Here is a 13,526-nt window from a genome sequence, read left to right as displayed (position 1 = left end):
GAGGTTTTGTTTTGAAAAGAGAAAAGAAACTCCAAAATCAGTTGTGGAAAGAAAGAATGCCGCTTATTGCGTCGTTCTTTCTGCCGTTTTTTATTCTGACTGTGATCTGCATTCTTCATGACGTCTATCCGTTTGGAGAGCAGTGTATTTTACATATCGATATGTATCATCAGTACTGCCCGTTTTTCACGGAGCTGATGGATAAGATCAAACATGGCGGCAGCATGTTTTACTCCTGGAATATCGGACTTGGAGCAGATTTTATTTCACTGTACGCCTATTATCTGGCAAGTCCCTTAAACTGGCTGCTGCTACTCTGTCCGCAGAATCATGTGATCGAATTTATGACCTTGCTTGTGATTTTAAAAATTTCATTGGCGGGACTGTTTTTCGGATATTATTTAAAGGAACATTTTGAAAAAAATCATGCTGCAATCAGCATTTTTGCAACAGCCTATGCGTTGTGCGGATTCTCAGCAGCCTATGCATGGGATATCATGTGGTTAGACTGCATGATGCTGGCACCACTTGTCGTTCTTGGACTCGAACAGCTGATCAAAGAGAAAAAAGTACTGCTTTATTATATTTCACTGTCTTTATGTATTATCAGTAATTATTACATTGCGATCATGGTCTGCATTTTTCAGGTGATCTGGTTTGTGATCACATGGCTGGAAAATAAAGAGACCGGGATCGGTGCGTGGATCCGTTTCGCAATTTATTCCCTTCTGGCGGGCGGGACGGGAGCGATACTGATCATTCCTGAGGCGATCACCCTTGGAGCGAGCGGCTCACAGAATATTTCATTTCCGGATACAATGGAATGGTATTTTAACATCATTGCAGAGCTGGGGAGACACTCGGTGATGACAGAACCTTATACGGGCAAAGACCACTGGCCGAATATTTACTGTGGCGTATTTGTGCTTCTTTTGTTTGTACTGTATCTTTTCAACCGTGAGATCTCCTGGAAAAAGAAGCTTTCACGCGGACTTCTGGCAGCATTTTTTGTCATCAGTTTTTCGAATAATATACTTGATTTCATCTGGCATGGCATGCACTTCCCGGATTCCCTGCCGGGCAGACAGACCTTTTTATATGCATTTCTGATGCTTGCGGTATCCTACGAGGCATTTTTGCATTTCAAAGGAACGAGATTTTTAGATGTGATCGCAGCGGGAGTGGCATCGGTTGGTCTGATGGCAGTTTCCTATCATTTTTCCGATGGGACGATCTTAGGAGAGAGCGCGGCAACGGCAACTTATGTATTTCTGGGCAGCTATATTGTGGTGCTGCTGATCTATTTTTATGCGGAGGAATGTATCCTGGAAGATGTGGTAAAAAAGATTGGAAAGATCAAAAAGGCGACCAGGGAAGAACTGAAAAAAATCATGCTCTCGTTTGGCTGTGCAGCGATGCTTTTAGAATTATTTTTTAACTACAATGTGACCGGATTTGATACGACGAGCAGGACTGCCTATGTGAAATCCATGGATGACTATCATGCAGTGCTTGCAGAGGCGGAAAATCAGGCACAGGATAAGGGCATATTATTTTACCGCACGGAAGAATTAGAGCGCAAAACGAAAAATGATGCGGCGCTGTATGGATATCGTTCCGCAACGCAATTTTCATCGCTGATGAATCTGGATGTCAGTCATTTTTACCAGGCAGTCGGAATGGAAGGCGGCAAGAATTTCTACTGTGTAAACGGGGCAACACCGCTGTTATCAGCAATGATGTCCCTGCGCTATGTGATCGCTGATAACGCAATGGAAGCAAACCCGATCCGCACCCTTGTGGCAGAGAGCGGAAATACGTATCTTTACGAAAATAAATATGTGCTCCCACTTGGTTTTATGATGGATGAGGATGTGATTGATGCGTGGGATTATTCTGATTTAGATGAAATTGAGGCACAGAACAGACTTGCAGAGCTTCTTGGTGCAGATGAGCCGATGCTGACGGAGATCCCGTCCGAATCTGTGGTCGGGGAATCAACGATTGACGTGCAGGAGGATGCATACATTTTTGCAACCTATGAATCGACGACTGTGGACAGCATGACGGAAGAGATCAGTGACGGCAGGACAAAGTCTTTCACAAAAGTTTCGCATGGCTATACACTTGATCTTGGATACTGTACGGCGGGCACACAAGTGAGGATTAAAAACAGTAATGAAGAAAGAGTGAATATTACGGCATATGCCCTGAATCTCGATGCAGCAGATACGGCTTATCAGACGTTAAATGAGCAGACGATGGAGATGACTTCCTTTTCCGATACGAAAATCACTGGAACCATTGATGTGAAAAAAGAAGGACGACTGATTTTTGCGGTGGCGGATGATGCCGGATGGAAATTATATGTTGATGGAGAACAGACGGATCCGGAAGTGTTTGGTGAGGCGTTTATCAGCACATATCTTACCGAAGGAACACATACGGTCGAGCTGCGCTACCGGACACCGGGATTTATGGTGGGAGCCGGGGTTTCCCTTGCCTGTATTCTGATCGTGATACTGATCGCATGGATAAAAAGGCACCATTGAAATTAAAACGTTTCTGTGAGATACTATACGTTGGAGGAGTTTGAGAAAGGTAGTGATTTATATGTCAGACAAAGAGATAGAAATTTATAATGAAAATGCCGATGAAATCAAAATCCGCCCATATGAGCATCATGCAAAATATTATGAGACGGACCAGATGGGAATCATCCATCATTCAAATTATATCAAATGGATGGAAGAAGCGAGGATGGATCTGATGGATCAGATCGGACTCAGCTATAAACAGATGGAGGAGATGGAGATTATCAGTCCGGTGCTCTCTGTATCCTGCGAGTATCACAGTATGGTACATTTTGATGATACGGTCGTGATCGAGACGAAGATCACACGCTATAATGGTATCAAGATGGATGTGGAATACCGGATGACAGACAAGGAGACCGGAGAACTCCGCACGACCGGAAAGAGTTCCCATTGCTTTTTGAACCGTTCCGGAAGACCGATCTCATTGAAACGTTCTTACCCGGAGATCGATACGAAGTTCTTTGAGTATACGGATGCCTGACAAACGGGTGTGATATTAGAAATATATAAGAAAGAGGAAATAAAAGAATGATACAGGAAAGATTAAAGGCACTGCGTGCGGAGATGGAAAAGAGAGGCATCACGGTATACGTTGTGCCGACTGCTGATTTTCACGAATCAGAATATGTAGGAGATCATTTTAAGGCGAGAAAGTTTATTACCGGATTTACCGGTTCTGCGGGAACTGCCGTTATCACTTTGGATGAGGCAGGGCTCTGGACGGACGGACGCTATTTTGTACAGGCAGAGAATCAGCTGAAAGACAGCACAGTCACACTCTACCGCATGGGCGAAGAGGGCGTGCCGACAGTCGATGAATTTGTAAAGGATCGATTAAAAGAGGGCGGATGTCTCGGATTTGACGGACGTGTTGTAAACGGTACCTGGGGCGGCAGACTGGAAAAGATTGCAGCAGAAAAAAATGTGTCCATGCATGTGACAGAAGACCTGATCGATCTGATCTGGGAGGATCGTCCGGCATTGTCCAAACAGCCTTTATTTATTTTGGAGGAAAAATATTCCGGAAAGAGTACTGCGGATAAGATCGGAGATCTTAGGAAAGCTATGAAGGAGAACGGTGCAGATGTTCATATTCTGACATCTCTTTACGATATCGCATGGCTTTTAAATATCCGCGGCAACGATATTGATTATGTGCCGGTCGTATTATCCTATCTTGTGCTGAACGAGACAGAGTGTATCTGGTTTTTACAGGAGGAAGTAGTGGATGATAAAATCCGTGCTTACCTGGAGGAAAACCATATCACGACAAAGCCGTATGATGCGATCTACGATTATGTACCGGAGATTCCGGCAGACGCAGTCGTGCTGATGAACCGCGGGACGGTCAACTACCGTATCGTGAACAGTCTTGATAAAGCAATCAAAGTTGTGGACAAACCAAACCCGACGGAACTTATGAAAGCTGTAAAAAATAAGACGGAGGTAGACAACACCAGAGCTGCACATGTAAAAGACGGTGTTGCCTTTACCAAATTTATGTACTGGCTCAAGACCAATATCGGAAAGATCCCGATGACGGAGATCTCTGCTTCTGACTATCTTGAGGCGAGAAGAAGAGAGCAGGATAACTTTATTGAGTTAAGTTTCAACACGATCTGTGCTTACGGAGCTAATGCGGCGATGATGCATTATGCTGCAACACCGGAGTCAGACGCTGAGTTAAAACCGGAGGGATTTTTACTTGTGGATTCCGGCGGACATTACTTTGAGGGAACCACAGACATCACAAGAACCATGGCACTTGGCCCGATCACAGATGAGATGCGTCTGCACTTTACGACCGTCTGCCGTTCGAATATGAACCTTGCGCATGCGAAGTTTTTATATGGATGTACCGGTTTGAACCTGGATATTTTATCCCGCGGTCCACTCTGGGAGATGGGCATTGACTATAAATGCGGCACCGGACACGGGGTTGGTTATGTGTTAAATGTACATGAGGGACCGAATGGTTTCCGTTGGAGAGTCGTACCGGAGCGCCATGACAACGGTGTCTTAGAAGAGGGCATGATCACGACCGACGAGCCGGGCGTTTATTTAGAGGGTAAATACGGTATCCGTACCGAAAATGAGCTGGTATGCCATAAAGCTGAGAAAAATGAGTATGGACAGTTCATGGAGTTTGAGAATATCACCTATGCACCGATCGATCTCGATGCGATTGACCCGGATCTATTAAGTGCACGTGAGAAAAAGATGTTAAACGATTATCACAAGATGGTATATGATACCATTTCCCCGTATATGACAGCGGAGGAAAATGAGTGGCTGAAACGCTACACAAGAGCGATCTAAAGGACAAGAATGGAGAGAACAATGGGCGAAAAGCTGGTATTGATAGATGGACACAGTATTTTGAACAGGGCATTTTTCGGAATCCCGGATTTGACAAATTCGGAAGGATTACACACGAATGCGGTCTATGGTTTTTTAAACATTATGTTCAAGATTTTAGAGGAAGAGCAGCCGGATTATCTTACGGTTGCATTTGATGTGTCAGAACCGACTTTCCGCCACAAAATGTTCGCAGAATACAAAGGCACGAGAAAACCGATGGCACAGGAACTGCGGGAACAGGTTCCGCTCATGAAAGAGATGTTAAAAGCGATGGGAGTTACCACGATCGAAAAAGGCGGCTATGAGGCGGATGATCTGCTTGGAACCATTGCAAAACAGAGTGAACAAAAAGGGCTGACAGTTTCAGTGGTATCCGGTGACCGTGACCTCTTACAGCTTGCAACGGATCATATTAAGATCCGTATCCCGAAAACAAAGCGCACAGGCACGGAGATCGAGGATTACAATGCCGCTGAGGTACAGGAAAAATATCAGGTTACGCCGATAGAGTTTATTGATGTCAAGGCGCTGATGGGCGATACGGCAGACAATATTCCTGGGGTGCCTGGAATTGGTGAAAAGACGGCAACAGCGATCATTGCGCAGTATGGAAGTGTTGAAAATGCCTATGCGCATGTGGACGAATTAAAGCCACCGCGTGCGAGCAAAAATTTAAAAGAGTATTATGACCTGGCACAGATGAGTAAGACGCTTGCGACGATCGAGATCCATGCGGACATTGATTATGATCTTTCCGGTGCAAAACTTAATGGTATTTCCAGCCTGTACACGGAGGAGGCATACCTGCTCTGCAAACGGTTAGAGTTTAAAAATCTTTTGAATCGTTTTGCGGTGGAAACTCCAAAAAATCAGGCGGCAGAACATTTTAAACTTGTGGAAGACCGTAAGGAGGCAGAGAAAGTATTTGCAAAGCTGCGCGGAAAAGACTGTGGTTTTTATATTGTTTTCGGAGATAAAAAGAGGGATAGCCACGAGGAAGCAGACGGGCAGATGAATCTGTTTGCGGCAGGAGATATGCCGGGGGCAGACAGTGAGCCGTCCGGCATCGTAGAAAGTGCAGAAAATGATGCAGTGGAGTGCTGCCTTGGAGCTGCCATTTCAACTGGAGAGGAAGAAACCTTTTTCATAAAAGCAGGGGAAAATCTTCCGGCAAAGCAGATTCTTTCCATGTTTACCGCAAGTGAGGCTGCGTCCTATGCGACACTGGATTTAAAACCGCAGCTTGCGGCGCTTGGCTTACTGGAGCGACAGGTAAACGGCAATATTGGCCTGTCGAATCTTTTTGACGGTGTGCTTGCAGCATATCTTCTGAATCCGCTGAAAAATGAGTATCCATATGAGGATATTGCAAAAGACTATATGGGACAGATGATACCGTCAAAGGCAGATCTTCTTGGAAAACTGACCATAGAGCAGGCAATGAAAGATGCACCGGAAGCATTTTTAAATTATGTATGCTATATGGCATATGTGGCACAGGCATCGAAAAAGACGCTGGAGACAGACTTAAAGGAAGAGGGCATGGATCATCTGTTTACGGAAATCGAGATGCCGCTCGTATTTACTCTTGCCGATATGGAAAATGAGGGTATCATTGCGTGCAGGGAGGCGCTCACGGAGTATGGGGACAAACTTGCAGTGCGTATCGCTGAACTGGAAAAGCAGATCTATGAGGAAGCGGGAGAAGAGTTTAATATCAATTCTCCAAAACAGCTCGGAGTGATCCTATTTGAAAAATTGTCCATGCCGTATGGAAAGAAAACAAAGACCGGTTATTCCACGGCGGCGGATGTGTTAGACCGCCTTGCACCGGAATATCCGATCGTTTCTGATATTTTAGAGTATCGTCAGCTTACCAAGTTAAAGTCCACTTATGCGGACGGATTGGTAAACTATATCGCTAAAGATGGCAGGATCCACACCAGTTTTAATCAGACGATCACAGCTACCGGGCGTTTAAGCAGCACGGAGCCAAACCTGCAGAATATCCCGATGAGGATCGAACTTGGCAGACTGATCCGCAAGGCATTTGTGCCAAAAGAGGGATTTGAGTTTATGGATGCCGATTATTCCCAGATTGAGCTTCGTGTTTTAGCACATATGTCCGGGGATGAAAAGCTGATCGAGGCATACCGGGAAGCACAGGATATCCACAGGATCACGGCGTCCCAGGTATTTCACATTCCATTTGATGAAGTGACAGACCTGCAGCGACGCAATGCCAAGGCAGTCAATTTCGGGATTGTATATGGAATCAGTTCGTTTGGACTGAGCCAGGATCTAAGCATCAGCAAAAAAGAAGCTGCAGAGTATATTGAACGGTACTTTGAAACTTATCCAAAGATCAAGACGTTTTTAGATGGGCTTGTGGCAGAGGCAAAAGAAAAAGGCTATGTAACGACGATGTTTGGAAGAAGACGTCCGGTACCGGAACTTTCAAGCAGCAATTTTATGCAGCGTTCCTTTGGAGAACGTGTTGCCATGAACTCACCGATTCAGGGAACTGCGGCAGATATCATCAAGATCGCAATGATACGCGTGCATGACAGACTGTTAAAAGAAAATCTAAAGTCACGCCTGATCTTAACCGTGCATGATGAGCTTTTAGTGGAGACGGCGATCGAAGAAGAGGATGCGGTTCGAAAGATTCTCGAGGAAGAGATGCATGGAGCGGCAGATCTTGCGGTTACACTTGAAATTGATGCACATGTCGGCAAAAACTGGTATGAGGCAAAATAAAGATCTGTCATCATTTATGAGGGATGATGCGTTGGACTGCATATGTCCGGATGGTACGAGAGAAAAAATGGATGCGGGGAGCATGGAACGGATGAAATTTATCGGAATTACCGGCGGCGTCGGTGCGGGAAAATCAGAAATACTTCATTATCTTGAAACAAAAGATGGTGTAAAAGTCATGTTGGCGGATGAAATCGCGCATGAGCTGATGCTGCCCGGGACAGAATGTTATCAGAAATTAAAAGACATGTTTTCGGATGAGGATATCTGGAATGAAGATGGTTCGTTTGACCGGAAAAAGTTAGCAACAGTCATCTTTTCAGATGAAAAAAAACGGGATGCATTAAACGGAATCGTACATCCGGCAGTCAAGAAATATATCAGAACTGTTGCGGATACAGAGCGGGAAAATGGAGTGCTGAAAATTCTGGTTTTAGAGGCAGCATTGCTGATTGAAGAACATTATGATGAAATTTGTGACGAACTTTGGTATATTTATACCAGAGAGGATATAAGAAAAGAACGACTTATGAGATCGCGCGGATATTCCCCGGAGAAAGTACAGCAGATTTTTGACAGTCAGTTACAGGAAGCGGTTTACCGGAAATACTGTAAAGTGGTGATCGATAATAATGGAACGGTGGAAGATGCCATAAGGCAGATTGATTTGGCAATCACAAATATGGAAAATGAGTAGGAGATACTGCAGATGAGCGACGGAAAAGACATGGAACAGCCATTGGTGTTCGGACTTGATATTGGAACGAGAAATGTGGTAGGAACGGTAGGTTACCGTACCGAAGATCAGTTTATCGTTACTGCTCAGTATATCATGCAGCATGATACGAGAGCAATGTTAGATGGACAGATCCACGATATAGGGCGTGTATCAGGGACGATAAGAAAAGTAAAAGAACAGCTGGAAAAACAGATCGGAAAAACGCTGACGGAGGTATGTATCGCTGCCGCAGGCCGTGTGCTTAAGACAGTTACAACGAGTATCAGTTACGATTATCCAGAGGAGAGCGTAGTTACCGGGGAAGACATTCATACACTGGATCTGCTTGGAATTGAGAAAGCGCAGAAAATTTTACAGGAAATGAATGATACCAACTATAAGTTTTACTGTGTTGGTTATTCTGTAGTCAAATATTTCTTGAATGATGAACCGTTTTCTAATATTGAATCCCACAAGGCAGACCGTATTGGTGAAGATATCATCGTAACGTTTTTACCGGAGGATGTTGTGGATGGACTTTATGCAGCCGTAAATCAGGCCGGGCTTGAAGTGGCGAATCTGACATTGGAGCCTATTGCGGCGATCAACGTCGCAATTCCGGAAAGTTATCGTCTGCTGAATATCGCTTTAGTCGATATCGGAGCGGGAACATCCGATATTTCCATCACCAAAGACGGAAGCATCATTGCCTATGGTATGATCCCTCTTGCTGGAGATGAATTAACGGAACTGATCGTGCAGAATTATCTGGTTGATTTTAAAACGGCTGAATATATCAAGCTGCAGAGTACAACAGAAGAGGAGATCACTTATAAAGATATCATGCTGATCGAGCATAAGATTCCGGCAAAAGAAGTGTGGGAACTGACTGCGCCGGTAGTGGATGAGATGACGACTGCGGTAGCTGCGAAAATCAAAGAATTGAATGGCGACCAGACTGTCAGCGCAGCATTTATCGTTGGCGGTGGCGGTAAGATCCATGGTTATACGAAAATGCTTGCAGAGAAATTAGATCTTCCGGACGTACGAGTGGCACTGCGTGGTGAAGAAGTACTGCAGGAAGTGGTATTTGAACAGCAGGATATCAAGAAGGATCCATTGCTTGTTACGCCGATTGGAATCTGTCTGAATTATTATGAACAGAGAAACGGATTTATTATGGTGCGTTTCAATGGAGAGCGCCTCAAATTATATGATAATGATGGATTAACGATCGTGGATGCCGCATTGCAGGCAGGTTTTCCGAATGAGGATCTTTTCCCGAAACGTGGACCGGAACTTACATTTTTTGTAAATGGAGCAAAACGTATCATTCGTGGAGAGCAGGGAGAGTCAGCAGCAGTTTATATGAATGACAGACCAACAAATCTCAATGCGGCATTAGAGCCGAATTGTGAGATTATCATTGAGCCATCTACGGCTGGCAAGCCGGCAACCTGCACATTAGATCAGTTAGAGGAATATACGACAGATTCCGTAGCCTTTGTGGTTAATGGAAATATTATAAGATGCCCGAAATTCTTAGAGGTCAACGGTAAATTAGAGTTTCCTTCCTACCAGATCCAGGAGGGAGACCAGGTAGAAACAAGAAGCTTTTACACAGTAGGCCAGCTTGCAGAATTTATGGATGTGGAAGTGAATGTGGAGCATGTGATTCTGGTAAACAACCGTCGTGCAACGCTCGACTCACTGATCTATGAAAACTTTACAATCGAGTGGACAGTGCGTTCCTATGGCAAACCGTCCTTTCAGCCGGTAGAGCAGGAAGAAGTTCAAACACCGACTGTCGGGGAATATAAGGAAGAAGAGATACCGGATATTGTGGACACGGAAATGAGCGCAGAGGCAGATGGCGCAGAAGTTCAGAATCCTGAAGTACACAATGCTGTGACTGCGGAGGATACAGACGATGCCGGCAATGCGGGCGCAAAAGAAAAGGATTCTGCAGTTACAGATGATGCCGCTACGGTAGAGGAGAGCAAAACGATTACAGACAGTACAGCAGGCGTTAATGGATCTGTTGCAGGAGAGAATGCAGCAGGCATGGATGAAACAGATGTAACAGAGGAGAATGCTGACGGCATGGCTGAAGCAGTGAAAAAAGTTACAGCAGAAGAAAACAGTTCGCCAGCTGCAGAGGAAGACGGCAGCATGGTTCTGGTATACATCAACGGACAGCCGGTAAAACTTACCGGAAAACCACAGTATATATTTGTAGATATTTTTGATTTCTACGAATTTGATCTTACTGCCTCAAATGGCAGAGCAATCATTACCAATTTAAATGGTGAGAATGCATCGTATTCTGCAGTCTTAAAGACCGGAGATACAATCGAACTTAGATGGAAAGAGAATTAAAAAAATGGAATTATGCAGCATAGCAAGCGGCAGCAGTGGAAACTGTATCTGTGTGGGATCAGATGAAAATCATGTACTCATCGATGCGGGGATCAGTGGAAAACGAATTGAAAACGGACTCAATTCGATCGATTTGAAAACAGAAGAGATGCAGGGGGTTCTTGTAACTCATGAACACATCGATCATATTTCTGGACTTGGCGTGATCGCCAGGCGTTACGGACTTCCGATTTATGCCACGCAGGGTACGATAGATGCTATTTTAAATACAAAGTCAGTCGGCAAAATAGAGGAATCTTTATTTCATGCGATCACGCCGGATCAGCCTTTTGAAATCGGGGATCTTTTGATTGAACCGATTTCAATCTCACATGATGCGGCAGATCCGGTGGCCTATAAGATAAAAAATGAGGAGAAAACGGCGGCGGTAGTGACGGATCTTGGCACATATGATGAAAACATGATTGATAAAATAAAAAATCTGGATGTGCTTTTACTGGAAGCAAATCATGATGTACATATGCTGCAGGTTGGAAGTTATCCGTATCCGTTAAAACAGAGAATTCTTGGGAAAAAAGGACATCTCTCTAACGAACTGTCCGGTCAGCTTTTGGGAGAAGTGCTCCATGACCATTTCAATACGGTTATTTTAGGGCATCTCAGTAAGGAAAATAATTATGCAGAACTTGCATATGAGACTGTCCGGTTAGAGGTGACGATGGGAGAAAATCCATATAAAGGCGATGATTTCCCAATGTATGTGGCAAAGCGGGACGCGCCGTCGGAGAGAATCATTTTTTAGTTTATGATAATAGAATGTTCGCGAAACACGTATTCTATTATATATGACAATATTTTTTTACAGAGTGTGGCCGCTTATGAAGCTTAGTAGAAAAAGTTATAAATGTGCATCTATTTAACAGTGGAAATTATAAAACATGTATGATATGATGATTGATAATAGATTTGCGCTGATTTAGTAAAGCAGAAAAGTGAGGAGAGCAGAGATGGAGAACACAGCAGACAAGACAATTATTACAGTAGTGGGTAAAGATACGGTTGGTATCATTGCAAAAGTATGTACTTATCTTTCCGAAAATGGCGTCAATGTACTTGATATTTCACAGACAATCGTTTCCGGATATTTCAATATGATGATGATCGTTGACATGAATAAATCAACCAGATCATTTGTGGATTGTCAGAAAGATCTCGATGAGATCGGTGCACAGATCGGTGTATCCATCAAGTGCCAGAAAGCTGAGATTTTTGAAAAAATGCATCGTATTTAGAGAGGAAAGCGGCAATGATTAATATATTTGAAGTAAAAGAGACCAACAACATGGTGGAACATGAAAACCTTGATGTCCGCACCATTACGATCGGTATCAGCCTGCTTTCATGCATTGATTCCGATTTGAAAAAATTAAATGAGAACATTTATAACCGTATCACATCAGTTGCCAAAGATCTTGCAAAAGTTGCAGGGGAGATCGAAGCTGAATACGGTATCCCAATTGTCAACAAACGTATTTCCGTTACTCCGATTGCACTGATCGGTGGTGCAGCCTGCAAGACACCGGAAGATTTTGCAACGATCGCAGATACAATGGACCGTGCTGCAGAAGCAATCGGTGCAGATCTGATCGGCGGTTATTCCGCACTGGTATCAAAAGGCATGACAAAAGCAGATGAGATGCTGATCCGTTCTATCCCGATAGCACTTTGCCGGACGAACCGTGTCTGCAGTTCCGTAAACCTTGCGTCCACAAAGACCGGTATCAATATGGATGCGGTGCGTCTGATGGGAGAGATTTTGTTGGAGGTTGCAGAGCGCTCAAAAGACCGTGATTCTGTGGATTGTATGAAGCTGGTTGTATTCTGCAACGCACCGGATGACAACCCGTTTATGGCAGGAGCTTTCCACGGTGTGACAGAGGCTGATGCAGTGATCAACGTCGGAGTCAGCGGACCGGGTGTTGTAAAGACAGCACTTGAGAAAGTGCGTGGCGAGAATTTTGAGGTACTCTGCGAGACCATCAAAAAGACCGCATTTAAGGTAACAAGAGTCGGACAGTTAGTCGCACAGGAGGCATCCAGACGTCTTTCAATTCCGTTTGGTATCATTGACCTTTCCCTTGCTCCGACTCCGGCCATCGGTGATTCCGTCGCAGATATCCTCTGCGAGATCGGTCTGGAATATGCAGGTGCACCGGGAACAACTGCAGCACTTGCCATGTTAAATGATCAGGTCAAAAAGGGCGGCGTTATGGCATCTTCCTATGTCGGCGGCTTAAGCGGTGCTTTCATTCCGGTCAGTGAGGATCAGGGAATGATCGATTCCGTACAGGCTGGTGCTATCACATTGGAAAAATTAGAGGCAATGACCTGTGTCTGCTCTGTAGGACTTGATATGATCGCAATTCCGGGAGATACCAAGGCAACCACGATCTCCGGTATGATCGCAGACGAGATGGCACTTGGTATGGTAAACCAGAAGACAACAGCTGCACGTCTGATCCCGGTAATTGGAAAAGGCGTTGGCGATACGGTAGAGTTCGGTGGTCTGTTCGGTTATGCGCCGATCATGCCGGTCAACAAATATTCCTGTGATGATTTTATTAACCGTACCGGAAGAATCCCGGCACCGATCCACAGCTTTAAAAACTAACTGCGCGGATCACTGGCAAACATGAAAGTGATTTTAATAA

General features: G+C 44.5%; 9 protein-coding genes. All 9 read left to right on the top strand.

Annotated elements, in window-relative coordinates; all coding sequences use genetic code 11:
• Nucleotides 1–11: 11 nt before the first annotated feature.
• The 9 genes from RIL182_RS15655 (at nucleotide 12) to RIL182_RS15620 (ending at nucleotide 13,486) form a co-directional block, all read left to right on the top strand.
• Entirely contained in the window at nucleotides 12–2,552 is a 2,541-nt protein-coding gene (locus RIL182_RS15655) for a YfhO family protein (protein ID WP_243128701.1), read from the top strand.
• Between the two features lie 61 nt (nucleotides 2,553–2,613).
• Nucleotides 2,614–3,078, top strand: coding sequence for an acyl-CoA thioesterase (locus RIL182_RS15650; protein ID WP_006858578.1), 465 nt, complete (start codon nucleotides 2,614–2,616; stop codon nucleotides 3,076–3,078).
• A 47-nt stretch (nucleotides 3,079–3,125) separates the two neighbouring features.
• A complete protein-coding gene (locus RIL182_RS15645; RefSeq protein WP_006858556.1) occupies nucleotides 3,126–4,916 on the top strand; it encodes an aminopeptidase P family protein in 1,791 nt (596 codons plus the stop codon).
• Nucleotides 4,917–4,937: 21 nt separating this feature from the next.
• Complete coding sequence (gene polA, locus RIL182_RS15640; protein ID WP_044999447.1) at nucleotides 4,938–7,718, top strand: DNA polymerase I; 2,781 nt, start codon at nucleotides 4,938–4,940, stop codon at nucleotides 7,716–7,718.
• On the top strand, nucleotides 7,705–8,415 hold the full coding sequence (coaE, locus tag RIL182_RS21780; protein ID WP_006858555.1) for a dephospho-CoA kinase: 711 nt from the start codon (nucleotides 7,705–7,707) through the stop codon (nucleotides 8,413–8,415). Before polA ends, coaE begins: the two co-directional genes overlap by 14 nt.
• Before the next feature lie 12 nt (nucleotides 8,416–8,427).
• Nucleotides 8,428–10,815 (top strand): cell division protein FtsA, encoded by a 2,388-nt coding sequence (locus tag RIL182_RS15635; RefSeq protein WP_006858554.1) that lies wholly within the window; start codon nucleotides 8,428–8,430, stop codon nucleotides 10,813–10,815.
• A gap of 4 nt (nucleotides 10,816–10,819) precedes the next feature.
• Nucleotides 10,820–11,617, top strand: coding sequence for an MBL fold metallo-hydrolase (locus RIL182_RS15630; protein ID WP_015521272.1), 798 nt, complete (start codon nucleotides 10,820–10,822; stop codon nucleotides 11,615–11,617).
• A gap of 205 nt (nucleotides 11,618–11,822) precedes the next feature.
• Nucleotides 11,823–12,107, top strand: coding sequence for an ACT domain-containing protein (locus RIL182_RS15625; RefSeq protein WP_006858553.1), 285 nt, complete (start codon nucleotides 11,823–11,825; stop codon nucleotides 12,105–12,107).
• Between the two features lie 14 nt (nucleotides 12,108–12,121).
• Nucleotides 12,122–13,486 carry a PFL family protein gene (locus tag RIL182_RS15620; RefSeq protein ID WP_006858552.1) on the top strand — a complete coding sequence of 455 codons (1,365 nt, stop codon included), beginning with the start codon at nucleotides 12,122–12,124 and terminating at the stop codon, nucleotides 13,484–13,486.
• The last annotated feature ends 40 nt before the right edge of the window (nucleotides 13,487–13,526 follow it).

The organism is Roseburia intestinalis L1-82, from assembly GCF_900537995.1.
GTDB lineage: Bacteria > Bacillota > Clostridia > Lachnospirales > Lachnospiraceae > Roseburia > Roseburia intestinalis.
Note: the sequence above shows the minus strand (reverse complement) of the source record. Positions and strands in the feature narration are given on the sequence as shown.

Bases quoted from the DNA above. Each gene is read 5' to 3' on its own strand.
- RIL182_RS15650 (WP_006858578.1), top strand. From the start codon at position 2,614: ATGTCAGACAAAGAGATAGAAATTTATAATGAAAATGCCGATGAAATC.
- RIL182_RS15645 (WP_006858556.1), top strand. From the start codon at position 3,126: ATGATACAGGAAAGATTAAAGGCACTGCGTGCGGAGATGGAAAAGAGA.
- polA (WP_044999447.1), top strand. From the start codon at position 4,938: ATGGGCGAAAAGCTGGTATTGATAGATGGACACAGTATTTTGAACAGG.
- coaE (WP_006858555.1), top strand. From the start codon at position 7,705: ATGAGGCAAAATAAAGATCTGTCATCATTTATGAGGGATGATGCGTTG.
- RIL182_RS15635 (WP_006858554.1), top strand. From the start codon at position 8,428: ATGAGCGACGGAAAAGACATGGAACAGCCATTGGTGTTCGGACTTGAT.
- RIL182_RS15630 (WP_015521272.1), top strand. From the start codon at position 10,820: ATGGAATTATGCAGCATAGCAAGCGGCAGCAGTGGAAACTGTATCTGT.
- RIL182_RS15625 (WP_006858553.1), top strand. From the start codon at position 11,823: ATGGAGAACACAGCAGACAAGACAATTATTACAGTAGTGGGTAAAGAT.
- RIL182_RS15620 (WP_006858552.1), top strand. From the start codon at position 12,122: ATGATTAATATATTTGAAGTAAAAGAGACCAACAACATGGTGGAACAT.